The organism is Faecalibacterium sp. Marseille-Q4137, assembly GCF_017377535.1.
GTDB lineage: Bacteria > Bacillota > Clostridia > Oscillospirales > Ruminococcaceae > Faecalibacterium > Faecalibacterium duncaniae.
In genome coordinates, this window is the sequence record NZ_JAFREK010000024.1 from 1 (window position 1) to 26,655 (window position 26,655).

A 26,655-nucleotide genomic window follows, 5' to 3' on the forward strand; every position below is an offset into this window, starting at 1 on the left:
TTGCCCGTCTGCTCATCGTAGGGCTGGATGTTGTGGGCGGCAAAGAAATCGCAGAGGGTATTGCCGATCTCGTTCAGCACATCCGGCTGCAGCTTGCAGTCGGGGCAGGGAACAATGCGGTGGGTGCGCCCGGCGTAGAAACCGATGCAGGGCTTGCCATTCTTATCACAGCCCACCGGGAATTGAACTTTATTGCGGTAGCGGTCGATCTCGGGGGAGGGGAGGGGCGGCAGCACGGGTACATCCAGCCCGCCAATGCGGCGGAAAGCATCGGTAACGCTTTCGCCCTTAGCGCGCAGTTCAGCGGCATAATCCAGATGCCGCAGGCTGCAGCCACCGCAGGGGGCGGCCACTGCACAATCTACCGGGATACGGTCAGGCGAGGGAGTCTGAATGGCATCCAGAATACCGAAAGCGTAGCGGCCGCAATCTTTGACGATGCGGATGGCGGCAACGTCACCGGGGGCGGTGCCGGGTATGAACACAGCCTCACCGTCCGGGCTGTGAGCAACGCCGCTGCCATCGTTGGACAGGCGCTCAATGGTCAGGGTCAGCACCTGATTTTTTTGTAAGGGCATGGAAATTCTCCTTTGGAATGGGATTGGGTCAGGCTTCTTCCGAAGCGGGGGCATCTGCATTTTCGCTCTGGGCGGCAATGTATTTGCTGGGCGGCATCCCCTTGGCCCGCTTGAAGACCCGGGAAAAATAGAACTGGTCAAAGAAGCCCACCGAGATGGCGACCTCTGCAATGGAAAGGTTTCCGGCCCTCAGCAGCTTGCAGGCTTCGTTGATGCGGTATTCGGTCAGATAATCGATGGGGCTCTTGCCCACATTGAGCATAAACACCCGGTACAGATGACTGCGGGAAACGCCCACGCTCTTAGCGACATCATCAATGGAGATGTCGTGCGAATAGTTGAACTGGATGTATTTGATGGCATTCAGTACATATTGATTGGAGGAGGAAGCGTTGTGGGGGCGCGTCTCGCTGGTCTCCTTCATCAGGGCAGAGATGAACAGGTAGAGGTACCCCACCATGGCAGCCTCATCCTGAGGCTCTAACCCACGGGAAGAATAGATGTTGGTCAGAGCTGCCCGCATTCCCTCCGGGTCCTGCGTGTGGTGCACAGGAGCAGTATCGGTAAAGGGAAGCTGTGCCGCCAGTTTATGGGCGCAGGCACCGTTGAAGCCGACCCAGCTGTACTCCCAGGGCTGCTGCTCGTCGGCAGAGTAGCGGATAAGCTGACTGGGCCGGGCAAAGAACAGATCTCCCGGCACGACCTCAAAGGTCTTGCCGCCCACTTCAAAGGTGCCCTTGCCCGAGACCACCAGATGAATCAGGTAGTGATCCCGGATACCGGGGCCCCAGGTCTGGCCCGGGGCACAGCGTTCCAGACCACAGTTGAAGATGGATAATTCAATATTATTGGTGTAATTCTGCTTGAAGGACTGCTTGTAGACATCTGCCATGATCGTTTCCTCCAGTTGACCGCATTCTTGATTCCAGTATATCATAACTGTATCCGCAAATTCAACAAAAGTACATCCGAAACTTTGTTTTTCGCGCTGAAATTGGATTTTTTGCGGATTCAAATTGCAAAAGAGGGCGGAATGAAGTACAATAAGGCTAACCCAAGTGCATGGACCCTTCATGCACGGACTTTGCGGAGAACGTTTGTGGAGGAGGAGCGGCCATGGCGACCAGTACACAACTCAGACGGGAGATCCTTGCGGGGCAGTGGGACGAAGCGCTCTGCACGCTCTATGGCACAGAACCGGCGGTGCTGGCCCGCCAGCGGCAGCGGTATGCCGCCGCGCTGGAACAGTTTGAGCTTTACTATGGCCCCGGGCGGCAGGTGCATGTTTACTCGGCTCCGGGCCGGGCGGAGCTGGGCGGCAACCACACCGATCATCAGCACGGGTATGGTCTTGCGGCAGCGGTGACGCTGGATCTGGTCGCAGTGGCATCCCCCAGTGACGACGGTTTTATCCGGGTCAAATCCCGAGGTTTCAACAAGCTGGATGTCATTGACCTGAGCGAGGCCGAGCCCCAGCAGGGCGAGAGCACCCATTCGGCCAGCTTGATCCGGGGCATTGCGGAAGGTTTCCGGGCACAGGGAAAGACGGTGGGTGGCTTCGATGCCTATACCGCCAGCGACGTGCTCCGGGGCAGCGGGCTTTCCAGCTCGGCGGCCTTTGAGATGGGAATGGCGGCCATCCTGAACGGGGAATATGGCTGCAGGCTGACAGCGCCGGAGCTGGCGAAGATCTGCCAGTATGCGGAAAATACATATTTCGGAAAACCCAGCGGCCTGTTGGATCAGCTGACCAGCGCCGTGGGCGGGGTCATCTTTGCGGATTTTGCCGACCCAAAGAAGCCCCGGATAGAAAAGATCCACACGGCAGGGTTGCTCCCGGTGGGCATGACCCTTTGCGTGACCGATACCCGGGGCAGTCACAGCGAGCTGACCGGTGAATTTGCGGCCATCCGGCATGAAATGGAATCGGTGGCGGCTTGTCTGGGCGGTAAGGTGTTGGGGCAGGTCAAGGAGCAGGAGTTCTGGACGGCTCTGCCACGCCTGCGAAAAGCCTGCGGGGATCGTGCTGTTTTGCGTACGGTCCACTATTTTGAGGAGAATGCCCGCGCATTGGCCCAGCGGAATGCCCTGATCAGCGGGGAATTCAACGATTTCCTGCAGCTCATTCTGGAAAGTGGACATGCCTCTTTTGCCCTGTGCCAGAACGTTTACTGTTCCACAGACGTACGGCATCAGGGGCTCTCGGTGGCGCTTGCCCTCAGTCAGACTCTGCTTGAGGGGCAGGGGGGAGCCTGGCGGATGCAGGGCGGCGGCTTTGCAGGGACCATTCAGGCGTTTGTACCCGGTATGCTGACTGCAAAATATCACGACGCGATAGAAAAGGTGTTCGGTGCGGGCAGCTGCTATCTGCTCCGTCTGCGGGAGCAGGGGGCCCTGCGGGTCATTTGAACCATCTGGACACGGCCAAACAAAAAGAGCTTCACACTCCGGCAGAAGCCGGAATTGTGAAGCTCTTTTATGTTACAGGGAAAACGACTCAGATACCGCGCTGCTGCTGTTTTTGGCGCATTTCATCCGTGAAACTAGAAACGGCAGAGAAGGTATCATCGTGATAACCGAACCAGTTGGACAGGTTCTTGTAAATGTTTTCTACAAACCGGTAGCCGGAAACAACAACGTTGAACAGGAGCAGAGGCACAAACGAGATGGAGATGGAGAGGATACCCCCCTGAAAGAAGAAATCGTCCAGGTGGAGGTTATCCGTAAAGCTGTCCAATGCATCTCCCAGTTCTCCGCCGCCAAAGATCTCCGGCAGCTCTTCTTCCGGAAGCGTTGCATAAGATGCAGGCATACGCAAGTTTTCCATAAAAGGCTCCTTTCAAAGATTTACTCAGGCGGCCAGAGCTGCTGTACCTGCGGCCTGTGCCTGATTTTTGGCTTCGCTCTCGTTGTAGATGTTCCGCATGTCATTGTAAATGGACAGGAAGCTCTCAATAGCAGACCTAGCCCAGTAGTAGACATAAACGCCTGCAAAACCGGCAGCAACCACAGTCATGGTCTTGCCCACGGGAGTCTGGCGGCCCCAATAATGCTCAATGGCACCCATCGTGGTCAGACCATCGTTCCGCATGTCAATGATACCGGCAATGGTGTTGCTGATGGCAGCCTGACCCAGCATACGTACCAGGTTGACACCGACATTGACGGTGAAATTCAGGACATCCTGCGCGTTGATATTCAGCTCAAAAGCGCCGCCAACGGTGTAGACCATTTCATCTTCGGAGAGAACCGCATAGGATGCGGGCAGCTGCATCGTGCTCTGATAGGTAAATTCCATGGTGGAAAACTCCTTTCGTTCGTAAAATCCGCGCAAAGGCGGATATGAAGCTAATTGGATTATAGCATAATTGCCCAAAAACAACAAGAGAGCGATGAAACCCAAAATGCGAAAGAATTGTGAAGATACTGTGGCCGTTTTGTAAAAAAGAAACGGTTCTGCGCGGAAATATGTGGAACGTCCTATGCGGGATGCGGCGAAAAAATGTTGTGTGAAAATTGAAAATAATGCAAAAAGAGACGGCGGGCACCAGCTCCTCCGGAAAGGAGGGGCCAGGGCCTGCCGTCTTTGTATGGGGAGAAAAGAAGAAGGAACGTTTTAGCGGTCTGCCGCAGCCGGGATCCGGTCATACAGTGCTGTCAGATCGGCAATATGCTCGGCCAGCAGACTGGTAAGCGGGGTATCCAGCCGCCACTGCCAGTTGGCTCCCTGGGTGCTGGGGGTGTTGATGCGGGCCTCCGCGCCCAGATGCAGCCAGTCGGCCATGGGGATGACAGCCATATCCGAAACACTGGCAAGGCAGGCGCAGATCATGGCCTCTGTCAGATCCTCGGGCAGGCAGCGCAGGTAACGGCAGGCATAGTGGACATCCTCGGGGCTGGCAGACTGCCGCCAACCCTCGGTGGTCACATTGTCATGGGTGCCGGTGTAGACCACGCTGTTGTGAGGGTAGGTGTAGGGAAGATAGTTGCCCGGTTCCCGGCTGTCAAAGGCAAACTGCATGATCTTCATGCCCGGATAGCCGCTGGCAGCCAGCATGGTCTTGACCTCAGGGGTCAGGTATCCCAGATCCTCCGCAATGATGCCGCCCTGGCCCAAAGTCTCGTGGATGGCATCGATGAAGGCGCGATCCGGCCCCTTTTCCCAGTGGCCGCCTGCCGCCGTCTTGTTTCCGGCAGGGATGGCGTAGTAGCTCTCAAAACCACGGAAGTGGTCGATGCGCACGACATCATAAATGGAAGTAGCGTGCTGCATCCGGCGCTTCCACCAGGCAAAATCCTCGGCCTTGTGACGAGTCCAGTTGTAGAGTGGATTGCCCCAGAGCTGACCGTCTGCCGCAAAGGCATCCGGGGGGCAGCCTGCCACCTGCGTCAGGTGGGTCTGGCCGTCGGTCTGGAAGAGCTCCGGCCGCGTCCACAGATCGCTGGAATCCGGGCTGACGTAGATGGGGATATCGCCCACCAGCTGAATGCCCTTGCCGTTGGCATAGGCTTTCAGGGCGTTCCACTGGGTGTAGAAGAAGAACTGCACCGCCTTGAAATAATCCACCTGCCCGGCCAGACGCTCCCTGGCAGCGGCTACGGCAGCGGGCTGGCGGGTGCGCAGGTCATCCGGCCAGTCACACAGGCCTGCCTGTCCCTGTTCGGCCTTGACGGCCATGAACAGGGCGTAATCGTCCAGCCAGAAGCTCTGTGCCGTGCAGAAGTCTTTGTACTCTGCGCTGGCTGCAGCCAGCAGACGATCGGCGGCCTTTTGCAGCACCACCGGGCGCTGCTGGTAGAGCACGCCGTAGTCCACCGGTCCAACCGGAACCTCAGCGGGAATCTCATCAGCGGTCAGATAGCCCTGCTCGTGCAGGACACGGAAATCGATAAAATAGGGGTTCCCAGCAAAGGCGGAAAAGCTCTGGTAGGGGCTGTCACCGTAGCCAGTGGGGCCAATGGGCAGGATCTGCCAATAGGTCTGCTTTGCACGGGCCAGAAAATCCACGAACGCAAAGGCTTCTTTCCCCAGCGTGCCGATGCCAAAGGGCCCCGGCAGACTAAAAACGGGCATCAGAATGCCGCATGCTCGCATGGTGAACTCCTCCTTAACCCTTGACAGCGCCTGCAACAACACCCTCAATGATGTATTTCTGGCAGGTCATGTACAGGATGATGATGGGGATGATGGCGATGATGATGCAGGCCATCATGGGAGCCAGTTCCACACGGCCATAGCCGCCGCGGAAGTACTGGATCGCCATGGGGATGGTGCGGTACTTCTTGATATCCAGCACCAGAGTGGGCAGCAGGTAGTCGTTCCAGACCCACATGGTCTCCAGAATGGCGGTGGAGATCATGGTGGGTTTCAGGATGGGGAACACGACCTTGAAGAAGATCTGGATGGGGTTGCAGCCGTCGATCATGGCCGCTTCCTCAATCTCCATGGGAACGCTCTTCATAAAGCCGGTGAACATGAACACGGCCAGACCGGCACCAAAGCCCAGGTAGATGATGCAGATGTTCCAGGGAGTGTTCAGGTTGAGGGTATCTGCGGTCTTGGAGAGGGTGAACATGACCATCTGGAAGGGGACAACCATCGAGAACACGATGAGCAGGTTCATAAACTTGCTGAGCTTGTTGTTCACGCGGGTCAGGTACCAGCCTGTCATGGAGCAGCACAGCAGGATGAGGGCCACACTGGAAACGGTAATGACGAGGCTGTAGCCCAGACTGGAAAGGAAGCCCATTTTGATCACGCCGTAGACGTAGTTGGAAAGGCCAGCAAAGGTCTCACTGGTGGGCAGCTGGAACACGGTAGAGGTGGTAAAGGTACCCTCTTTTTTCAGGCTGTTCAGCAGGATCAGGACAATGGGGTAGATCCACAGCAGGCAAAGCAGGGCCATGATGACGGTGAGAATGTTATCCCACAACTTTTTCTGTTTAATCATTACTGCTGGACCTCCTTAGAACGGGTGAAGTGGAGCTGCGCCAGAGAGATGACCACAACGATCAGGAAGAATACCACAGCCTTTGCCTGGCCGATGCCCTTCCACTGAGCACCGGAGCGGCCATAGAAGGTGTTGTAGATGTTCAGGGCCAGCATTTCACTGGCGTTGGCAGGTTCGCCTGCGGTCAGGGCAACGTTCTGGTCGAACAGCTTGAAGCTGTTGGTCAGGGTCAGGAAGGTGCAGATGGTGATGCTGGGCATGACCATGGGCAGCTTGATCTTGAACAGGATCTCGCGGTCAGAAGCACCGTCGATCTTGGCTGCTTCGATCAGGTCGCCGGGCACGCTCTGCAGACCGGCAACGTAGATGATCATCATGTAGCCGATCTGCTGCCAGCACATCAGAATGACCAGACCGACGAAACCGGCCTTGGCATCCAGTGCCAGCAGGGGCTTTTGCAGGTTTGCCAGCACGCCGTTGAGCAGGATCTGCCAGATGTAGCCCAGCAGGATGCCGCCGATCAGGTTGGGCATGAAGTAAACGGTACGGAAAATGTTGGTACCCTTGATGCCGCGGGTCAGCACGATTGCAATGGCAAAGGCACAGACATTGATAAGCACAGTGGAGATCACGGTAAACGCTGCCGTAAAGCCGAACGCATGCAGGAACGTGGAATCCTGGAACACCGAGATGTAGTTCTGGATGCCCACAAAGGTGGTCTTGCTCACGGTGGTGAAGCGCTGGAAGGAAAGGAAGATGCCCCAGATAAAGGGCCAGATAAAGCCGATGATGAACGCGATCAGCGTAGGAAGCACGAACACCGGCCAATATTTGCTGATGGCCTTTTGCATGATATACCTCCAAAACAAAAGGAGGCGGGCGAACAGCTCGCCCGCCTCCCATTACGGTTTACACAAATAAAAGGGGAAAGAGAAAACCGAGAATGCTTAGCCGTTTGCCAGCTTGTACTCCTTAGCCCAGCCATCGACGAAAGCGGTCACAACGCCGTTCCAGTCGCCGGTGCCTGCTGCGTAAGCGGTCAGAGCGGAACCAACGCCGTTCTTCCACTCCTCGGAAGGCATGGTGGAGAAGCACCAGTCAACACTGGTCTTGCCAGCTGCAACGTAGTCGTTTGCAATGGCGATCAGGGGGTTGGTGGAGTCCTTAGCCTTCTTGAAGGGGATGACAAAGCCCATCTTGTCAGCCATCGCGCTGGTGCCGGCCTCAGAGGTGACGCACCAGTACAGGAAGTCCAGAGTAGCCTGAATGTCGGCATCAGAAGAAGCGTTGTTCACGCACCAGAAGTTCTCGGAACCGGTGCACAGACCCTGATTCTCCTCGCCATCCACGCCGATGTAGATGGGCAGCATACCCAGGTTGTCGTCGCCCAGATCCTTCACGTCATTGTAAGCCCAGGTGCCGTTCTGATAGAAGACAGCCTTCTTGCCCACGAACTCGGCCACAGCGTCGTTGCCGGTCTTGGAAGCCAGCAGGGTAGGATCGCAGGTGGAATCGGTGATGTACAGATCCCAGATCTGCTTGTAGTTGTCGAGGTAGGTGCCCTTGATGGCGTCGGTGGAGCTGATGCCGTCTGCCTTGTACTCGTAGTAGATGGGCAGGTTTGCCAGATGGGTCTTGAAGCGCCAGTCAGAAGAACCATCCATACCGGCAGAGGTGAAAGCACCGTCCACGCCCAGCTCGGCCTTGCGTGCCTGGATATCGTCAGCGACCTTCTTCAGATCGGCAAAGCCCTTGATGTCGTCCTGGGTGTAACCAGCGGCGCTCAGCAGCTCCTTGTTGTAGATGATGCCGTAGGTCTCAATGACGTATGCAATGCTGGTGACAGCGTCGCCGTCCTTCAGGGCGAAGGAGTCGCTGGTCAGCTCGCCATACAGCTTGCTGCCGGACAGGTCGTAGCAGTAATCCTTCCAGTTGGCCAGACCCACAGGGCCGTTGACCTGGAACAGGGTGGGAGCCTCGCTCTTTTCCATCTCGCTCATCAGAGTGGTCTCATACTGACCGGAAGCGGCGGTGACAACGGTCACAGGCACGCCGGTCTCCTTGGTGTACTCAGCAGCCAAGTCCTGCCAATCCTGATCCTGCTCGGGCTTGAAGTTCAGGTAGTAGACCTTGCCGTCAGCCTTTGCAGCGGTCGAAGAACCGGCAGCAGAGCTGGCAGTGGAGGAAGCGGTGGAGCTGGAAGAACCGCCACAGGCAGCCAGACCCAGAGCAGCGGCGGATGCACCGGCCACTTTCAGGAAATTACGACGAGAGATCATCTTTTTCATAGTAGTACTCCTTCTTCTTTTGGTTAATATCTGCCACCGTCCACAGCATGAGGACGGAAGTTAGACTGAATCGTTCCGGCGGCAGGGGCAAACGCTTTCGCCCTGCTGCAATTCCGGCTGGAGCGTGACGGTCTGGGCCGGGGCTCCGTGTTCGATCTGCCGCACCAGCAGCTCGATGCTCTGCAGTGCGATCTGTTCACTGGGCTGGACGATGGTGGTCATCACCGGCACGCAGTAGCGGGACATCGTGATGCCATCAAAACCGATCACTGAGACATCCTCCGGCACCCGCATACCTGCACTTACCAGCGCCCGGATGGCACCAAAGGCGATTACATCGCTCATGGCAAACAGGGCAGTGAACTCGGCCCGGCGGGCCAGCAGACTGTTCATGGCGTGGTAGGCGGACTCGAAATCGTAGTTGCACAGGCCATAGAGTTTATCGTCAAAGACAAGCCCTGCGTCCTCCATGGCATCCTGCGCACCCAAACGGCGCATCCGGCTGGGAAAGCTGGTGGCCGGGCCGCCCAGCACCGCGATCTTGCGGTGACCCTGTGCGATGAGATGGGAGACTGCCGCTTTTGCTGCGGCCCGGTCATCCACACCCACCATCGAGAGATTGGGGAAGTCCAATTCATTGGAGACCAGCGTGGCCAGCACGGAGGGAACGGAGATGTTTGCAAAGCCGTTCTGGAAGTTCGTAACACTGCCGCCCAGAAAGATCATGCCCTTGGGCTTGATCTCCCGCAGGATCTTCTCGGCAGCATCGATCTCGTTGGCGTTCTCGTCCAGGTAGGAGACGATGCCGTTGTACCCATACAGGGTAGCGGCCCGCTGCAACTGAACGAGGAAGTCGGAGAAGAAGATGTTCCGGGTCCCCTTGACCACGAACACCAAGCTGCGGGATTGCTGGATCTTCAACTGCCGCGCGTTGGTGTTAGGGGTAAAGCCTGCCTCCCGCATGACCTTGAGCACATGCTCCTTGGTCTCGGGTCGGACATCCGGCCGATCATTGATGACGCGCGAAATGGTGCTGACAGAACAGCCGCTGATGCGGGCAATGTCCTTGATCGTCATATCGCGTGCCCTCGCTTTCGGTTGGATTTTCGGGAACGGTGTCGGGAACGTTTCCAGTGGCTATAGTATGGCACATTTTGTTCAAAAAATCAATCATGTTGGAGCGATTTCGTGAAATGTGTACAAAGAATCGGTTTGGCGTTGTGCAGTTTGATTTGCCAACACATCAAAACACCGGTTGATTCCGGAAATTCCCGGTAACATTTCAGGAAATGCCGGAAAAACCGTACCGGTTTGTAACTTTTTGACCGGGTGATGCAATTTTATGGACGAGGGTGATCTGCCCGGAAATTGCGGGAACGGTTCCATAAGATGTTCCCAGAATGCGGCAAAAAAAAAAAAAAACAGGCAGACTATTGAGTGCCGGGAGCACTGCACAAACGAAAGACACAACAAAAAAGCGCTTTCACCTTGTCATCGGTGAAAGCGCTTTGCTGATTGCTGATTATTTTGAATGGGTTGATAAAGTTCTGATTAGTCGCTGACGTAGGGCATCAGAGCAACGTGACGAGCACGCTTGATGGCGGTGGTCAGTGCGCGCTGATGATAAGCGCAGGTGCCGGTCACACGGCGGGGAATGATCTTAGCACGCTCAGAGACGTACTTACGCAGACGGGGCACGTCCTTGTAATCGATGGTGTCGATGCGATCGACACAGAAGCTGCAAACCTTCTTGCGGCCGCGACGCATGGGGCGTGCGGGGCGAGAGCCTTCGGTTCTTTCAAAAGCCATTGCTTATTACCTCCTATAAGAATTGAACGGTCAGACCGTTACGGAATCAGAACGGCAGGTCATCACTGTCATCAATGACAGCAAAATCATCTGCACTGCCGGCGGAATAGCTGGGAGCTGCCTCCACAGCAGCCGGACGGGCAGGGGCTGCGTTCTGGTAGGCGGGAGCAGAATTCTGATAATTTGCTCCACCGCCCTGATTGCTGCTCTTGGGGCCTGCAAAGCTGATGTTGTTGGCTACGACTTCCACAGCCGTGCGATTGTTGCCGTTCTTATCCTGATACTGGCGGGTCTGAAGAGAGCCTTCGATGGCGATCAGACTGCCTTTCTGGAAATACTTAGAAACAAACTCGGCCTGAGAACGCCAGGCAACGATATCAATGAAGTCAGCCTGACGCTGCTCACCCTGACGCACAAAATTGCGGTCGCAGGCAATGCGGAAGCTGCACACATTGGTGCCCTGGGGCGTGGTGCGGAGTTCAGGATCCGCCACAAGACGGCCCATGATAGCAACAACATTCAACATTTTACGGTCTCCCTTTCTGTCACGAAAAGATTACTCCTCGTGGGCAACGATCAGGCTGCGCATAACACCTTCAGTGATCTTGTACACACGGTCCAGCTCAGCGGGGAAGCTGGGCTCGCTGGTGAAGTTGATCACAGTGTAAACGCCTTCCTCCTCGTCGTTGATGGGGTAGGCCAGACGGCGCTTGCCCCACTCGTCGATGGAATCGATCGTACCGTTGTTCTCGATCAGGGTCTTGAACTTACCAACCAGAGCGGCGGTAGCCTCCTCGTCGAGAGCGGCGCTGGTAATCAGCATGGTTTCGTACTTTGCCATTTTGTAGCACCTCCTTTTGGACTTAAGGGCCTCAAGGTTATGAGGCCAAGGGTACACACGACATGCGGCATCGCCTGCCGTGTGCGGCGTGTCTGTTCAGACAGCAATTTATTATAGCAAGTCCCTGCTGTTTTGTCAAGCCCTGCGGACCAAAAATCCGCACAAAAATTTGTACTGAAGCTTTGGTGAACTTTGTCTGTTTTTTTAACGAGAAAGATTGAAAAGTATTTTGATTTTGGTTCGGAGCGGCGATATAATAAAAGAATAAGGGGTCGGGCGCGGCCGACAGCCCTGTTAAATGAGATAAAACGGAGGAAGGTAAATTTATGTATTCTGTTTTTCGGAACCTTGCTATCATCATCCTCAGTGCCAAGTTCTTCGGGCTGGTGGCCCGCAAGTTCAAAGCGCCGCAGGTGGTGGGCGAGATCATCGCGGGCCTGATCATTGGGCCCTGCCTGCTGAACCTTGTGCATATCAGCGATACCATCTCGATCTTCGCAGAGATCGGCGTGGTGCTGCTGATGTTCTCCACGGGCCTTGGCACCAACCTGAAGGAGTTGATCAAGGCAGGTCCCATCGCCACCCTGATTGCCTGTGTGGGCGTGGCGGTGCCGCTGGCAGGGGGCACGCTCCTTTATAGTTTATTCTACGGCTTCTCAGCGCTGGGCAGCCAGGAGTTCTACCGCGCCCTCTTCATCGGTACCATTATGACCGCCACCAGCGTGTCCATCACCGTGGCTACCTTGCAGGAGCTGGGCCACCTGAAGAGCTTCCTTGGCACCACCATCGTCAGTGCCGCCGTCATCGATGATGTCATCGGCATCGTGGTGCTGACCTGTGTGCTGGGAGCCAGCTCCGGCACCGGCACAGGGCTGGGTAAGGTGCTGATGAACACCGTGCTGTTCTTCGCCACCGCCATCGGCGTGGGCCTCATTGCCCATTTCGCCATGAAGTGGCTGGACAAGCGCAACCCCCACACCCAGCGCATCACCATCGTCAGTATGGCGTTCTGCTTTGCCATGGCTTACATTGCCGAGGCCTACTTCGGCATTGCAGATATCACAGGTGCCTACATCGCGGGCATCGTCCTGTGCACTTTGGAGGATGCCCCCTATGTGGAGCGCCGGGTGGACATCAGCAACTATGTGCTGTTTGCTCCCATCTTCTTCGCCAGCATCGGCCTGAAGACAGATATCAGCGGCCTGACCCCGGAGATCCTGCTGTTCAGCGTGTGTTTCGTGGTGGTGGCCCTGATCACCAAGATCATCGGCTGCGGGCTGGCGGCCAAGATTTGCAGGTTCAGCTGGGGTGATTCCCTCAAGGTGGGTGTTGGCATGATGACCCGCGGCGAGGTGGCCCTGATCGTGGCCCAGAAGGGTCTGGACATCGGCGTGGTGGATTCCGTCTACTTCACCGCCGTCATCCTGCTCATCGTCGTGTCCAGTGTGGCCACTCCGCTGGTCTTGAAAGCGCTGTTCACTAAAATGCCCGTGCAGCCGCATCCCAGTCAGGCAAAGCAGTAAGGGAGCTCTGCCAGAATCCTTCTGATTTTTTCCAAAACGACAGCAGCACCTCACCAGAAATGGCGGGGTGCTGCTGCTTTATGGGGCGAAACGGGGCGAAAAGTTTTCGCAAACGGTGCAAAACAGGCCGAAAAGCGGGGGCCTTTTGTGAATAGTGCTAAAGAAATGACGGAATCCTTGTAAAAAATCACAGCAGGTGGTATAATTTACCTGTAAAACGAAAATGATTGGCTCAAAAGAAACAAACTTGGAGGGATTTACATGAAAACTGTAGCGCAGACCGTGATCGAGGCAGATCGCTTCTATACCATCGCTGCCAAGGGCGGCAGTGTCATTCAGGCCGTGGAGAAGGCCACCAATGGCGGCGATATCCGCCTGGGCAAGTACGAGCACAAGCCCGAGCAGGAGTGGGCCTTTGTGCGCGAGGGTGACGGTGTGTACCGCATCCGCAACCGCGCATCCGGCAAGCTGATCGACCTGATGATGACCGGCACCGCCAATGGCACCTGGCTGCACCTGTGGGAGGATGTGGGCGGCACCTCTCAGATGTGGACCGTGGAGCCCACCCCCGCCGGCACCGTCCGTCTGCGCTCTTCCTGGGCCAGCGGCAAGTGCATCGATACCGTGGGCATGGGTGCCAACGATGGTGCCATCCTGCAGATCTGGCAGGAGGCCGCAGGCGATGACCAGCTGTGGACCATTTCCGAGGTGAAGGATCGTGCAAAGCGTGCCCCTGCCAAGAAGGCAGAGGAGCCCGTTGTAGAGGCTGCACCTGTGGTCGAGAGCGCTCCTGCAGAGGAGGCAAAGCCGGAGGTCAAGAAAGAGCCCGTTGTGGAGGAAAAGCCCGTGGAGGAGCCTGCAAAGGCTGAGGAAAAGCCCGCTGAGCCTGTTAAGGCCGAAGAGGTGAAGGCAGAGCCTGTCAAGGCCGCTGCTCCCGCTGCCAAGGCTCCCGCAAAGAAGCCCGCCGCCAAAAAGACCAGCCGCGCCGCCCGCAAAAAGGCCGCTGCCGCTAAAAAGTAAGTAATACAAGCAAAAAACAGCTGCATTCCGTAAAAGCACGGAGTGCAGCTGCTTTTTTGTTGCGATTTTACAGGCCTCGCCTACGAGGAAAACTGGAACGAAACGCCTGAGAAGGTCAGACGTGCATCATGCCGCGCTGTGCATGGATGCGGAATTTGAGTGCGGCGGCGATAAAGCCCTTAAACAGGGGATGAGCGCGGTTGGGGCGGCTCTTGAACTCAGGGTGGAACTGTGCACCCAGATGGAAGTCACGGCCGGGCAGCTCCACGGTCTCCACCAGACGGCCATCAGGGCTGGTGCCGGAAATGACCAGTCCGGCATCCTCCATCTCCTGACGGAACTCGTTGTTGAACTCGTAGCGGTGGCGGTGACGCTCCCAGATCTCAGCCTCGCCGTAGCACTCGGCCATCTTGGTGCCGGGCTTGACGGTGCAGGGATACTTGCCCAGACGCATGGTGCCGCCCTTGGGGATGTTGCCCTGCTGGTCGGCCATCAGGGCAATGACATTGTGGGCACCATCGGGGGTGAACTCGCTGGAATTGGCATCGGCATAGCCCAGCACGCCGCGTGCGAACTCCATCACCATGATCTGCATTCCCAGGCAGATGCCAAAGTAGGGGATCTGGTTCTCACGGGCATACTGTGCAGCCTGGATCATGCCCTCGATGCCGCGGTCACCAAAGCCGCCGGGCACGATGATGCCGTCCACGTCAGCAAACACTTCTTTGCAGGCATCCTGATCGATCAGGTCCTCACTCTCCACCCACTTGATGTCTACCTGACTGTCGTTCTCAAAACCGGCGTGGTACAGGCTCTCCATCACGGAAAGATAAGCGTCGTGCAGCTTGACGTACTTGCCCACCAGCGCAATGGTGCAGGTCTTGCTGCGGGTGGCAATGCGGGAGACCACACCCTTCCACTCAGTCAGGTCGGCGGGGGGCACGTCCAGTTTGAGTTTTTCCACCACCACATCATCCAGACCATTGGTGTGGAGCATCAGCGGGCACTGGTACAGGCTGGGCATGGTCAGGTTCTCGATGACGCACTCAGGCTTGACATTACAGAAGGTGCTGATCTTGCGGCGGATATCGCCGCCCACGCTGCCGTCAGCACGCAGGATGATGATATCGGGGTTCACGCCCATGCCCTGCAGCTCCTTGACGGAGTGCTGGGCCGGCTTGGACTTGTACTCGTCGGAGCCGGAAATATAGGGCACCAGTACAACATGGATGTAGCAGCAGTTGTCGCGGCCCTGCTCCAGGCCCACCTGACGGATGGCCTCCAGGAAGGGCTGGCTCTCAATATCGCCGGTGGTGCCGCCGATCTCGGTAATGACCACATCGGCATCGGTAGAGGATGCCATGTTGTAGATGTAATTCTTGATCTCGTTGGTGATGTGGGGGATGATCTGGACGGTCTGACCCAGATAAGCGCCCTGGCGCTCCTTGTTCAGCACGTTCCAGTACACCTTGCCGGTGGTCAGGTTGGAGTACTTGTTCAGATTTTCGTCGATGAAGCGCTCATAGTGACCCAGATCAAGGTCGGTCTCAGTGCCGTCATCGGTCACGAACACCTCACCGTGCTGCAGGGGGCTCATGGTACCCGGGTCCACGTTCACATAAGGGTCCAGCTTCTGGCTGGCGACCTTCAGTCCGCGGCACTTGAGCAGGCGGCCCAGAGAAGCCGCCGTGATGCCCTTGCCCAGACCGGAGACAACACCGCCGGTCACAAAGATGAATTTTGCCATTTGTTCAGTCCTCCTCTAATTTATCTTTCAGAGATCATTCTTTCCCAGTACGGATGCGACCGCATCCGGAACAAAACATACAACACCAGATTATAATCCTAATCCTCGTAAGAATCAAGGATTTCCTGTGCAATTTCTGCACGGCTGCGCCGGGTGTCCATGGCGCGCTTTTCAATGTAGCGGTGGGCGGCATCCTCGCTCATCTGCTCCCGCTCCACCAGACAGCATTTTGCATGGCTGACCAGCCGTACCTGTGCGATCTTTTCCTGCATCCGCGCGTTTTCCTGCCGGAGCAGCTGCAGGCGGTGGTTGCTGGCCGCGGCCAGATGGATGGCCTGCAGGAACAGCGTGTTGGAGAACGGCTTGCTCAGCAGCAGCACCCCCTGCTCACTCATGGGGGCCAGCAGCTGCTCGGCGGCGGCTGCCTTGGCCAGCAGCACCACGCCTGCGTCTGTTTTTTCTACGGCAGAGGAACACAGCTCGTGGCCGAACTCGTCCGGCAAAGGCGCGTTGACCACGATCAACTCAAAATCAGATTCCAGCATCCTGCGCCGGGCCTCGGCACCACTGGGGATGATCGTAGGCCGGGTGTATCCCAGCTCTGCCAGCCGCGCGGAAATGTACTCGTTGGAGCTTGCTCCGGCGCTCACGATCAGAGCACGTCCCATTTGAATCGCTCCTTTCTCTTACATCCAGGCAAGGGGCCGAATCATTGCCCCTTCGTACTTTCCCTCAAAAGCGGTTCAAATGGCGTTGAAGTAGTGCACCCGCTCGTACTCTGCCGGGTCGGCGGCAGCTTTCAGGGCGGCACAGCGCTTCAGTTCTTCCTCATAGTACCGATGCGAAAGCTCTTCCGACAGCACGCGGTGCAGAAATTCGCTCTCCTGCGCGGCCTGCACGGCCTCCTCCAGCGTGGAAGGCAGTCTTTCCAGCCCAAGACCTGCGGCCTCGGTGGGATCGAACAGGTTCTTGTTGATGGGGGCCTGCAGCACCATCCGGTGCTCGATGCCATCCAGACCGGCGGCCAGCACCAGACCCACGGCCAGATAGGGGTTGCAGGCAGGGTCAGGGCTGCGCAGTTCCATGCGGCAGTTGTTGCCCTTGACCTGTGGGATGCGCACCAGCTGACTGCGGTTCTGGCGGCTCCAGCTCACATAGCGGGGGGCCTCGTCACAGCCAAAGCGCTGGTAGCTGTTGGGCAGGGGATTGGTGAACACGGTCAGCTCCCGGCTGTGGGCCAGAACACCTGCCATAAAACTGCCTGCAATGCTGTCCGGGGCAATGTCGCCCTCAAACAGATTGCGGCCGTCCATGCAGAGCGAAAGGTTGATGTGCAGGCCGCTGCCTGCCTGATCCGGCAGGGGCTTGGGCAGGAAGCTGGCGTGGATGCCGTTGCGCATGGCAACAGCCCGCACGATCTGCTTGAACATCATCACATGGTCGGCTGTTTTCAGGGGGCCGGCGTAGTGGCAGTCGATCTCGTTCTGACCGTGGCCGCTCTCGTGATGGCTGTGCTGGGGGCTCATGCCCATCTGCTCCATGGTCAGGCAGATGTCCCGGCGCAGGTTCTCACCTGCATCCAGCGGGGCTACATCAAAGTAGCCGCCAAAGTCGATGGGAATGCGGGTGGGGCGGCCCCGGTCGTCATTCTCAAACAGGTAGAACTCGCACTCAGCTCCCACGTTGCAGGTCAGCCCCAGTTTGCGGAAGCTGCGGCTCATCTGGCGCAGGAAGCCGCGGCAGTTGCCGCCAAAGGCCGCGCCGTCCGGTTTTTCCACGTCACAGAAGAACTGCATCACCCGGCCCTCGGTGGGCCGCCAGGGCAGGATGGTCACGGTGGAAAGATCGGGCCGGAGCACAAGATCGCTCTCCTCCACCTTCATAAAACCGGCAATGGAGCTGCCGTCAAAGCAGACACCATCCTCCATGGCCTTAGGCAGGTCGCTGGCAAGCACGGCGATGTTTTTCTGGGTGCCAAAGATATCGCAGAAGGCAAAGCGGACGAATTTGACGTTGTTGTCCTCCACAAAATCAAGGATGTCCTGTTGGGTATTATAGCTCATAGTGGTTCCCTCCGAGCCGCAGGGCGCGGCGAATGGCACATCAGTGCAAAACTGGAAAAATCAGCTTGCGTCCTTAAAAAACGCCTAAAGGCCTGCTTCGTATGCGCAAAGCAGGTCTTTAGGCTGGTGTAAGAAATAGGAAAAGGGGAATGGCTTAAAAATCCAACAACCCAGCGATGCTTATCAAGCTATGTCAGAAAGATCAGACGTAGTAGAGCATCTTGCTGTAGCTGGGCAGAGGCCAGTAGTCCTCACCGCAGATGGTCTCGGCATCGTCAGCAGCGGCGCGCAGAGCATCCATCTTGGGCAGAACGTCATCGTGGAAGGAGACAGCCTTGGCACTCTCATCGGTCATGGCCTCAGCGGTATCCACGGCAGCCTGCAGGGCATCAATGGCATCGCTCATGGCATCGGCATCGGTGGACAGGCGGGTGAGGGTCTTGGTCTCGCTGCGCACGCTGATGGCCTCGCTGACGGCCAGCTTGGATGCGGCGGTGTTGGCAACCTCGCTCATGTAGGCGTTGATGGCGGGCAGCAGCTGCTTGCGGGCCATCTCCAGCATGGTCAGAGCCTCGATGTTGATGATCTTGGAGTAGTGCTCCATCTCGACCTCGTAACGGCTGTGCATCTCTACCTTGGTCAGAACACCGAAATCCTCCATCAGCTGGATGTTCTTCGGATCGATCAGTGCGGGCAGAGCGGCGGGAGTATTCTTCTTGTTGGGCAGGCCGCGGCGTGCTGCTTCCTCTTCCCACTCGGCGGTGTAGCCGTTGCCGTTGAAGATGACACGGCGGTGGTCACGGATGGTGCGCTTGACCAGAGCGATGGCGGCGCTGGTAAAGTCCTCAGCGCTCTCCAGCTCGTCGGCGTAGCCCTTCAGCTCCTTGGCAACAGCGGTGTTCAGGATGGTGTCGCAGTCGCTCAGGTTCTGAGCAGAGCCGGGCATACGGAACTCGAACTTGTTGCCGGTAAAGGCAAAGGGAGAGGTGCGGTTGCGGTCGGTGGTGTCCTTGCTGAACTTAGGCAGCACGTCCACGCCCAGATCCATCTTCATCTTCACGGGGCCGGCATAAGGAGAATCGGATGCAATGGCATCGATAACAGCTTCCAGCTCCTCGCCCACAAAGATCGAGATGATGGCCGGGGGAGCCTCGTTGGCACCCAGACGGTGATCGTTGCCCGGGGTGGCAACGGAGGTGCGCAGCAGATCAGCGTACTCGTCCACAGCCTTGATGACGGCGGCAAGGAATACCAGGAACTGCAGGTTCTCCATGGGCGTATCGCCCGGATCCAGCAGATTCTCCTCGGTGGTGGACAGCGACCAGTTGTTGTGCTTGCCGCTGCCGTTCACACCCTCAAAGGGCTTCTCGTGCTGCAGGCAGACCAGACCGTACTTGGGAGCAATCTTCTTCATCATCTCCATGGTCAGCAGGTTGTGGTCAATGGCAACATTGGTGGTGTCGAAGATGGGGGCCAGCTCATGCTGGCAGGGAGCCACTTCGTTGTGCTTGGTCTTGGCAGGAACGCCCAGCTTCCACAGCTCCTCGTCCAGCTCCTTCATAAATTCGGAGACCTCGGGACGGATGACACCGAAGTAATGCTCCTCCAGCTCCTGACCCTTGGCAGAGGGAGCACCGAACAGGGTACGGCCGGTGAGGATCAGATCCTGGCGTGCCTCGTAATCCTCCTTCTTGACAAGGAAGTACTCCTGCTCGGGGCCGACGGTGGTGGAGACGTAATCAACATCCTTGCCAAACAGCTTCAGGATGCGGATGGCCTGACCGGACAGTGCGTTCATGGAGCGCAGCAGGGGGGTCTTTTTGTCCAGTGCCTCGCCGGTGTAGCTGACGAATGCGGTGGGGATGCACAGTACGTCATCCTTCACGAAAGCGTAGCTGGTGGGGTCCCATGCGGTGTAGCCGCGGGCCTCGCAGGTGGCACGCAGGCCGCCGGAGGGGAAGGAGGAAGCGTCAGGCTCGCCGCGCACCAGCTCCTTGCCGGAGAACTCCATGATGGCGGTGCCGTCGCCCACGGGGCTCACAAAGCCGTCGTGCTTCTCACTGGTGATGCCGGTCAGCGGCTGGAACCAGTGGGTGTAGTGGGTGGCGCCCAGCTCCATGGCCCAGCGCTTCATCACGCTGGCCACAACGTTTGCCACCTCGATATCCAGAGGTGCGCCCTTGTGCAGGGTGCGCTCCAGGCTCTTGTAAGTAGCGCTCGGCAGGCGCTCCTTCATTACATGCTCGTTAAAGACCTTGCTGCCGTAGATTTCCATAACATTTGCTGCCATAAATCCTACTCCTTACTTGATCTTATGTCTGTCCCTTCCGAAACTGTCTCCCGCCGCCGAACTGCGGCCCGGAAACAGCGAAAAGCTTTTTAACAAAAACGGCGCTGCGAGTCAGGAGGTGACCCACAGCGCCGTTGCTGTTTATGTTTTGATTATAGTCGCTGCGGGTCAAAAACGCAATTGACAAAACTAACGATTCTGCACAAACACGTTCTCGTTTTTTTGGGAGATATCGTATTTGGTATTACTTTTAGATCACCTGGAACAGGAAGAACTTCAGGTAATTGGTCTCGGGCACGCCCCACAGGATGGGGTGATCCGGGGCCTGCTGCTTCACCTCGATCTGCCGCAGCTGCCGGTGGGCATCCTTTGCGGCGGCGTGCAGCATCTTGATGAACAGCTCCTCGGTGGCAAAGTGAGAGCAGCTGGCCGTGGCCAGATAGCCGCCCCGGGGCAGCAGCTTCATGGCGCGGTAGTTGATCTCCTTATAGCCGCGCATGGCGTTCTCCACCGTGCGGCGGGCCTTGGTAAAGGCCGGCGGGTCAAGGATGATAAAGTCGTAGGGGTGGCCCTCCTTTTCCAGCCGGGGCAGCAGCTCAAAGGTGTCCTCGCAGAGAAAATCCATGTTGGTCAGGTTGTTGCGCTGGGCGTTCCGCTGGGCCATGGCAATGGCCTCGGCGCTGATGTCAGCGGCGGTGACCCGGGCAGCCCCGCCCTTGGCGGCGTTCAGCGCAAAGCTGCCGGTGTGGGTAAAGCAGTCCAGCACAGTGTGACCGGCAGCAATGCGGGCCACAGCCCGGCGGTTGTATTTCTGGTCGAGGAAAAAGCCGGTCTTCTGGCCATTCTCAAAATCAACGTGGTAGAACACGCCGTTCTCGCAGATCTCGGTCTGGGTGCTGTCGGGGTGCGTCTCGCCGGGCAGGCCAAACCAGCCCTTGCTCTGTGCCAGGCCCTCCTTGGCCCGCAGAGCCTCGTCGTTGCGCTCGTAGATGCCCTCAATGGTCTGGCCGTCAGCGCGCAGGACTTCTGCCAGAAGGGGGAAGAGGATGGGCTTGAGCTTTTCCATGCCCACGCTCAGGGTCTGGGTGACAAGGATATTGTTGAACCGGTCCACAGTCAGGCCCGGGAACTGGTCAGCCTCGCCAAAGATGACACGGCAGGCGGTCAGGTCGGCGGGCTCCAGCACGGTCTTGCGGTAGGCCCAGGCGTATTCGACCCGGCGCTTCCAGAAAGCGGCATCAAAGGTGTCGTTGGCGTTGCGGGAGATGAGCCGCACCCGGATCTTGCTTTTCAGCGAGAGAAAACCGGTGCCAAGATAGGCACCCTTTGTGCTGACCACATCGACCAGCGTGCCGTTTTCAGGCTCTGATTCCGGGGAACCCAGGATGTCGTTTTCGTACACCCAGGGGTGGCCGCCCACCAGCAGGCCCTCGGCGTGTTTGTTGACGGTGTAAACGGGGTAATTGCGAGAAGATTTCATAGTTGCTCCTGTTATAACTGGCTCGCCCTCTCAGTCTCGCTCCGCTCGCCAGCTCTCCCAAAGGGAGAGCCTTTGGCGATTTTCGATTTAGTCTCATCAAGCTTGAATACAGAGCGGCTCTTGGCTCCCCCTTTGGGGGAGCTGGCAATGCCGTCAGGCATTGACTGAGAGGGTGAGGATGCTAAAATTTCATACTGATATTTATTCTAGCATAAAAACGTGCTAGAATAAATACAAAAACACAGAAACGAGGAAAACGTCATGGAGATCGAACGCAAATGGATGGTGAACGGCTGGCCGGAGGGCGAAAACTTCCCGGCTCTGCCGCTCAAGGAAGAGTTTGCCATGCGGCAGGGATATATCAGCGTGCGGCCCACCGTGCGCATCCGGGAGGAGGCGCTCAAGGGCGGCGAGACGGCCTATATCCTCTGCTTCAAGTCCGGAAGCGGGCTTGCACGGGAGGAGATCGAGCGCCCCATCGACAAGAAACTGTTTGATGAACTGGAAACAAAGATCATCGGCAAGCCCCTGATCGGGAAGATCCGCAGAAGCTACGCATTGCCCGATGGCCTTGTGCTGGAGGTGAACCACGTGGATGAGGGCCAGCCCACTGCGTTCTGGTACGCTGAGGTGGAATACCCCACCGTGGATGCTGCCCGCAGCTGGAAGCCGGAAGCCTTTGGTCTTGCAGACTATCTGAACGATGATGTCACAGACCAGCCCGGCCAGAGCATGGGAGCCTACTGGGAACAGACCCGGAAATAAAAATGACCCTCTCCGTCGCGCAGATACGGTCGCCTAGCCCTTGGGGAAAGACGGCAGTGCAAAGCAATGACAGAGAGGGTCATTATTTTTTACTTCTTGTGGTACATCCGGTCTGCTTCCTCATAGGTGGGCTCGCAGGTCAGATACATGCCCAGCTTCTTCACGGTATCCATATCCACGCTGGACAGGATGACGGTGGAGTGCATATCGCAGCCCTTCAGGTGGGAGAGCTGCTTGAGGGCGGCTGCAGCAGTGGGATTCTGCGCGGCCGAGCTGGACAGGGCAATCAGGATCTCGTCGGTGTGCAGACGGGGGTTCTTGCTGCCCAGATAGTTGGTCTTGAGGGTCTGGATGGGCTCGATGGCGGCAGCAGAAACGAGGTCAAGCTCCTGGTCGATGCCGGCCAGCTTTTTCAGCGCGTTGAGCAGAGCGGAGGAAGCGGCACCCAGCAGGGGGCCGGTCTTGCCGGTGACAACGGTGCCGTCCGGCAGCTCGATGGCAGCGGCGGGGGCACCGCCGGTCTTTTCAGAGACTGCATGGGCGGCCTGCTCCACCGGGCGGCTGCCCAGGGTCAGTCCGGCCTGATTCATCAGCAGCTCCAGCTTGTAGACCTCACTCTGGATCTGTGCGCCGTTCTTGAGGTCGCACAGGGCCTTGAAGTAGCGGCGGACGATCTCGTTGCGGGAAGCCTCGCAGCAGGCCGCATCATCCACGATGCAGTTGCCGGCCATATTCACGCCCATGTCGGTGGGGGAGTGGTAGGGGCTCTTGCCTGCGATCAGCTCAAACATGGCGTTGACCACGGGGAAGATCTCAATGTCGCGGTTGTAGTTGACCGCGGTCTTGCCATAGGCCTCCAGATGGAACGGGTCGATCATGTTCACATCGTTCAGGTCGGCGGTGGCAGCCTCGTAAGCCAGGTTGACCGGGTGCTTCAGGGGGATGTTCCAGATGGGGAAGGTCTCAAACTTGGCATAACCGGCTTTCACGCCCCGCTTGTATTCGTGGTACAGCTGGGACAGGCAGGTGGCCATCTTGCCGCTGCCGGGGCCGGGAGCCGTGATAACCACCAGCGGGCGCTGGGTCTCGATGTACTCGTTGCGGCCATAGCCCTCGTCGCTCACGATGCGGGCAACGTCGTTGGGGTAGCCGGGGATCTTATAGTGCCGGAAGGTGCGGATGCCCAGGCTGTTCAGCCGCTTCTCAAAGGCTTCCACCTCGGGGGCAGCGGTGTACATGGTCACGCATACGCTGCCCACAAACAGGCCGCGCTCCTGGAATGCGTCGATGAGACGCAGAACGTCCAGATCATAGGTAATGCCATAGTCACCGCGCACCTTGCTGCTGACGATGTCCTCAGCGTTGATGACGATAACGACCTCGGCCTGATCCTTCAGCTGCAGCAGCATCTGCAGCTTGGAATCGGGCTGGAAGCCGGGCAGCACGCGGGAGGCGTGGTAGTCATCGAACAGCTTGCCGCCGAATTCCAGATACAGCTTGTTGTCGAACTGCGCGATCCGCTCCCGGATGTGCTCCGACTGCATCTGCAGGTATTTGTCGTTGTCAAATCCTTTTTTCATTCATTGCTCCTCTTCCTGATTTCGGTTCCCATATCCTGCCCGGGCAGCGGGTTCCACAGCGGAAGTGTGCCCGGGGAATTACACAATACAAAAACAGTATATCATATCAGAGGAGCGGGTGCAATAAAAAATCAACAAAAGTCCCGCTCTTTCCAGCAGAGAGCTTTTGCCGGAAAGAGCGGGGCAGGGAGGAACAGTGCGGATTACAGGGTCAGCTGGATGCCGCTGAGGGTCACGGTATCCGGATCGGGCTCCTCATCCTTTGCTTTGGCGCGGGTCTGTTTGGGCAGAGCGTCCTCGTGGACTACTTTGCCGCATTCCAGCTCAGGGATGGCAAAGAAGGCTGCTTCCAGAGCATCAGGCAGCTCTACTTCACCGGTAACATGCAGGAATTCGATCTGAGCCAGCAGGCCTGCGCTCTCTGCGGGGATGACAGCATCACCCAGCACATAGAGACGGGTGCCATACCGGCGCAGGGAAGAGGCGGTCAGCTCCAGGTCGTCTTCCACCACGGCGGTGCCGTCCGGCACGATGATCAGCTCGGTGGAATCCGGGAAGAGCGGGGCCAGAACGGGCGCAAGGCTTGCGCACAGGATGGCCTTTGGAGCGGAAAAGCTGCAGCCCTTTGCGGCCAGTGCGGCAGTGTCGAGCCTGGGGTCAACCGCCAGGAAGCGATGTTCATTCCAGTACAGGCGGCTTTGCGCCCGCAGCAGGAAGGTGTTGTCTAGCTTGATGGAGCTTCCCGGCAGGAGCACTGCATCATCGGGGTAGACCGCCAGCTTTCCGTTCAGGATGCAGCGGGCGGATACCACTGCCGAGAGGCACTGCGGGCAGTAGATCATACCGTTGACCAGAATGCAGGCGTATTTCTGTAAAACCTCCGCAGCATCCGGTGTGATCATCAGCTTGCCGTTGACCACCAGTACCTGCCCGGCGGCGGTCTGGCTGGCAGAGCTCAGCGTGACCTTGCCATTGACCACACCCACCGAGACCTCCTCCGGGACATTTTTGCAGAGCATCGAATCCAGAGAAATGTTGTGCTGGCTCAGGAGCGCCTGCACCCGGGGCGAGGTCAGCGCGATCATGCAGTCCAGCTTGATCTGCTCATAGCGGTCAAGAAAATCCTCCTGCACATTGCGCAGGTCCAGGATCATAGCGTCCACGTTCAGGTTCTTTTTCATCATTTAATCCTCCGTAAGTTCAGTTTTGAGGCGATGGCGTATCTGGGCAAGGCGGCTGCGGACCGTGCCGGGCGGGAGACAGAGCAGCTGACCGATCTCGCTGGCATTGTAGCCCGCTGTATAGCGCAGGGTGAACAGCCGCCGTTCTTCCGGGGTGAGCAGAGCCAGCAGACTGGCGGCTTCCACTGTGTCCAGCGCGGAATCCGGTTCAGCACTGTCCTCTTCCGGGAAAAAGGTGCTGAGCAGCTGCTCCTCCTTTGCCGTCCGGCGGAGCTGGTCGCAGTAGAGATTCCGTGCAGTGGTAAACAGCCAGGCCTTGCACTGCCGTTCCGTAAAGCTGTTGATAAGGCTCCGGTTCTGCAGTGCCCGCAGAAAGACTTCCTGGGTCAGATCCTCCGCCCGGGCTTCGTCCCGGCAGAGATTGAAACAGAAATGCTCCAGCCTGTCCCAGAAGGTCTCGTACAGCAGCTCCCACATGGGGCTTCCTCCTTTCATTGCGTCGTTCTGCCTGTAAGACGAAGGAGACCGGGGAAGTGTTGGATAGATCCGGAGAAAAATAAACCCTCAGTCTTGCTGGCGCTCGCCAGCTCCCCTACCAGGGGAGCCTTTGGCATGGCGGTAAACAGCGTGAAACTGAGGGGAACTCCTTGATTTAATGTTTTATTTAATGTTTTGCTTCCAGTGCTTCAAGATCTTCTTTGATCTCTTCCACATCTTCTTTCAGGAACATCAGGCAGAAGCTGACGGCCAGCAGCAGGCAGGAGAACCAGATGGCCTTTGCGCCGCAGAGATCCAGCGCCAGGCTGCCCAGGCCCGCGCCCAGCGCAAACAGGAGGATGATGCCCCAGTAATAAAGGGATTTTTTCAGGGCGGCAGGATTGCGGTTGAGCACCCAGCTGCAGAGGGAGTCCATGCCGCTGCGCATGTTGCCGATGCACATGGTGCTGGCAAAGGCATAACCGTTCACCTTGCGGAAGGTCTGCACCTGCATCGCACAGGCAAACGAGACCAGTGCGTTGGCCATAAGATTCCACTCCTGCGGGAAAAAGCCCACCACGAACAGCATCACGATCTCACACAGCACCACCAGCTGCCGCCAGTGGAGCCGCTGCAGATTCTGCAGCTTCTGGTGCATCAGCTCTGCCGCGAACACGCCCAGTGCAAAGAAGCACAGGGGCACAAGATAATGCAGCACATGCCCCCACTCCCCGGCAAAGGCATGGACAGCCATCAGCACGATGTTGCCGGTCTGGGCGTTGGCAAACACCTTGCCCCGGAACAGATAGGTGTATACGTCCTGCAGGCCGCCGGACAGTGAAAGGAACATTGCCGTGCAGAAGGCTTCCGACATCTGGCCGCGGCGCTTTTTCTTGGAATTCATACAAATTCCCCCTCTGTTTTTTTACCTCTATACTATAGCGCGGGTTGACGGATTTGTCAAAAACAAAAGGTGATTTTTGGCGGTTTTGACTATGTAAAACGAATATGCCTGCCATGTATTTTGCAATTGCATCCGGGTTGTGCTACAATAAGACCATT

Annotated in this window: 25 protein-coding genes; 4 read left to right on the forward strand and 21 right to left on the reverse strand. The window is 57.5% G+C overall.

What is annotated here, in order from left to right; all coding sequences use genetic code 11:
- Together J3353_RS10410 and J3353_RS10415 are read right to left on the reverse strand one after the other, a co-directional pair.
- On the reverse strand, positions 1-578 hold a 578-nt coding region (locus J3353_RS10410; RefSeq protein WP_207684811.1), incomplete at its 3' end, for a class I SAM-dependent RNA methyltransferase.
- Positions 579-606: 28 nt separating this feature from the next.
- Complete coding sequence (locus J3353_RS10415) at positions 607-1,470, reverse strand: AraC family transcriptional regulator (protein ID WP_035394341.1); 864 nt, start codon at positions 1,468-1,470, stop codon at positions 607-609.
- 224 nt (positions 1,471-1,694) lie between these two features.
- On the opposite strand from J3353_RS10415, the gene J3353_RS10420 reads away from it, so the two are divergent.
- On the forward strand, positions 1,695-2,987 hold the full coding sequence (locus J3353_RS10420; RefSeq protein WP_156060993.1) for a galactokinase family protein: 1,293 nt from the start codon (positions 1,695-1,697) through the stop codon (positions 2,985-2,987).
- Between the two features lie 88 nt (positions 2,988-3,075).
- Here J3353_RS10420 and J3353_RS10425 read toward each other — a convergent pair whose 3' ends face one another.
- The 10 genes from J3353_RS10425 to rpsF form a co-directional block, all read right to left on the reverse strand.
- On the reverse strand, positions 3,076-3,405 hold the full coding sequence (locus J3353_RS10425; RefSeq protein ID WP_097771250.1) for a hypothetical protein: 330 nt from the start codon (positions 3,403-3,405) through the stop codon (positions 3,076-3,078).
- A 24-nt stretch (positions 3,406-3,429) separates the two neighbouring features.
- Positions 3,430-3,876 carry a hypothetical protein gene (locus J3353_RS10430; protein ID WP_005933531.1) on the reverse strand — a complete coding sequence of 149 codons (447 nt, stop codon included), beginning with the start codon at positions 3,874-3,876 and terminating at the stop codon, positions 3,430-3,432.
- 318 nt (positions 3,877-4,194) lie between these two features.
- Positions 4,195-5,673 carry a 4-alpha-glucanotransferase gene (malQ, locus tag J3353_RS10435; protein WP_207684812.1) on the reverse strand — a complete coding sequence of 493 codons (1,479 nt, stop codon included), beginning with the start codon at positions 5,671-5,673 and terminating at the stop codon, positions 4,195-4,197.
- A gap of 13 nt (positions 5,674-5,686) precedes the next feature.
- The gene (locus J3353_RS10440; RefSeq protein WP_156072151.1) at positions 5,687-6,529 is read right to left on the reverse strand and encodes a carbohydrate ABC transporter permease; all 843 of its coding nucleotides are present in this window, start codon (positions 6,527-6,529) and stop codon (positions 5,687-5,689) included.
- The gene (locus J3353_RS10445) at positions 6,529-7,380 is read right to left on the reverse strand and encodes a carbohydrate ABC transporter permease (RefSeq protein WP_005933523.1); all 852 of its coding nucleotides are present in this window, start codon (positions 7,378-7,380) and stop codon (positions 6,529-6,531) included. Before J3353_RS10445 ends, J3353_RS10440 begins: the two co-directional genes overlap by 1 nt.
- 96 nt (positions 7,381-7,476) lie before the next feature.
- Positions 7,477-8,817, reverse strand: coding sequence for an ABC transporter substrate-binding protein (locus J3353_RS10450; protein ID WP_207684813.1), 1,341 nt, complete (start codon positions 8,815-8,817; stop codon positions 7,477-7,479).
- 60 nt (positions 8,818-8,877) lie between these two features.
- Positions 8,878-9,894 (reverse strand): LacI family DNA-binding transcriptional regulator, encoded by a 1,017-nt coding sequence (locus tag J3353_RS10455; protein ID WP_097771880.1) that lies wholly within the window; start codon positions 9,892-9,894, stop codon positions 8,878-8,880.
- Positions 9,895-10,368: 474 nt separating this feature from the next.
- Positions 10,369-10,626, reverse strand: coding sequence for a 30S ribosomal protein S18 (gene rpsR, locus J3353_RS10460; protein ID WP_050762800.1), 258 nt, complete (start codon positions 10,624-10,626; stop codon positions 10,369-10,371).
- Between the two features lie 46 nt (positions 10,627-10,672).
- Positions 10,673-11,152 carry a single-stranded DNA-binding protein gene (locus tag J3353_RS10465; protein ID WP_005933513.1) on the reverse strand — a complete coding sequence of 160 codons (480 nt, stop codon included), beginning with the start codon at positions 11,150-11,152 and terminating at the stop codon, positions 10,673-10,675.
- A 30-nt stretch (positions 11,153-11,182) separates the two neighbouring features.
- Complete coding sequence (gene rpsF / locus J3353_RS10470; protein ID WP_005933510.1) at positions 11,183-11,467, reverse strand: 30S ribosomal protein S6; 285 nt, start codon at positions 11,465-11,467, stop codon at positions 11,183-11,185.
- A gap of 326 nt (positions 11,468-11,793) precedes the next feature.
- Here rpsF and J3353_RS10475 point away from each other — a divergent pair, with 326 nt between their 5' ends.
- On the forward strand, positions 11,794-12,990 hold the full coding sequence (locus J3353_RS10475) for a cation:proton antiporter (RefSeq protein ID WP_154277697.1): 1,197 nt from the start codon (positions 11,794-11,796) through the stop codon (positions 12,988-12,990).
- 261 nt (positions 12,991-13,251) lie between these two features.
- Positions 13,252-14,010, forward strand: coding sequence for an RICIN domain-containing protein (locus J3353_RS10480; protein WP_207684814.1), 759 nt, complete (start codon positions 13,252-13,254; stop codon positions 14,008-14,010).
- A gap of 115 nt (positions 14,011-14,125) precedes the next feature.
- On the opposite strand, the gene J3353_RS10485 is transcribed toward J3353_RS10480, so the two are convergent.
- From J3353_RS10485 to J3353_RS10505, 5 genes are all read right to left on the reverse strand, one after another.
- Positions 14,126-15,757: a CTP synthase gene (locus tag J3353_RS10485; RefSeq protein ID WP_097771883.1), complete on the reverse strand. Its 1,632-nt coding sequence runs from the start codon at positions 15,755-15,757 to the stop codon at positions 14,126-14,128.
- Positions 15,758-15,855: 98 nt separating this feature from the next.
- On the reverse strand, positions 15,856-16,425 hold the full coding sequence (locus tag J3353_RS10490; RefSeq protein ID WP_097771242.1) for an ANTAR domain-containing response regulator: 570 nt from the start codon (positions 16,423-16,425) through the stop codon (positions 15,856-15,858).
- Positions 16,426-16,500: 75 nt separating this feature from the next.
- Complete coding sequence (locus tag J3353_RS10495) at positions 16,501-17,820, reverse strand: glutamine synthetase family protein (RefSeq protein ID WP_207684815.1); 1,320 nt, start codon at positions 17,818-17,820, stop codon at positions 16,501-16,503.
- A 202-nt stretch (positions 17,821-18,022) separates the two neighbouring features.
- A complete protein-coding gene (locus J3353_RS10500) occupies positions 18,023-20,110 on the reverse strand; it encodes a glutamine synthetase III (protein ID WP_117504228.1) in 2,088 nt (695 codons plus the stop codon).
- Between the two features lie 250 nt (positions 20,111-20,360).
- On the reverse strand, positions 20,361-21,590 hold the full coding sequence (locus J3353_RS10505) for a class I SAM-dependent rRNA methyltransferase (RefSeq protein ID WP_207684816.1): 1,230 nt from the start codon (positions 21,588-21,590) through the stop codon (positions 20,361-20,363).
- A gap of 261 nt (positions 21,591-21,851) precedes the next feature.
- Between J3353_RS10505 and J3353_RS10510 the strand changes: the two genes are divergently transcribed.
- Positions 21,852-22,355 (forward strand): CYTH domain-containing protein, encoded by a 504-nt coding sequence (locus J3353_RS10510; protein ID WP_098922209.1) that lies wholly within the window; start codon positions 21,852-21,854, stop codon positions 22,353-22,355.
- Positions 22,356-22,444: 89 nt separating this feature from the next.
- Here J3353_RS10510 and J3353_RS10515 read toward each other — a convergent pair whose 3' ends face one another.
- The 4 genes from J3353_RS10515 to J3353_RS10530 all read right to left on the reverse strand — a co-directional run bounded on the left by J3353_RS10515 (position 22,445) and on the right by J3353_RS10530 (position 26,497).
- Positions 22,445-23,935, reverse strand: a complete 1,491-nt coding sequence (locus J3353_RS10515; RefSeq protein WP_098922210.1) for a DUF1846 domain-containing protein — start codon at positions 23,933-23,935, stop codon at positions 22,445-22,447.
- A gap of 203 nt (positions 23,936-24,138) precedes the next feature.
- Entirely contained in the window at positions 24,139-25,119 is a 981-nt protein-coding gene (locus J3353_RS10520; protein ID WP_207684817.1) for a hypothetical protein, read from the reverse strand.
- Entirely contained in the window at positions 25,120-25,593 is a 474-nt protein-coding gene (locus J3353_RS10525; RefSeq protein WP_207684818.1) for an RNA polymerase sigma factor, read from the reverse strand. It lies immediately after the preceding gene.
- 187 nt (positions 25,594-25,780) lie between these two features.
- Entirely contained in the window at positions 25,781-26,497 is a 717-nt protein-coding gene (locus J3353_RS10530; protein ID WP_207684819.1) for a YoaK family protein, read from the reverse strand.
- Between the last annotated feature and the right edge of the window lie 158 nt (positions 26,498-26,655).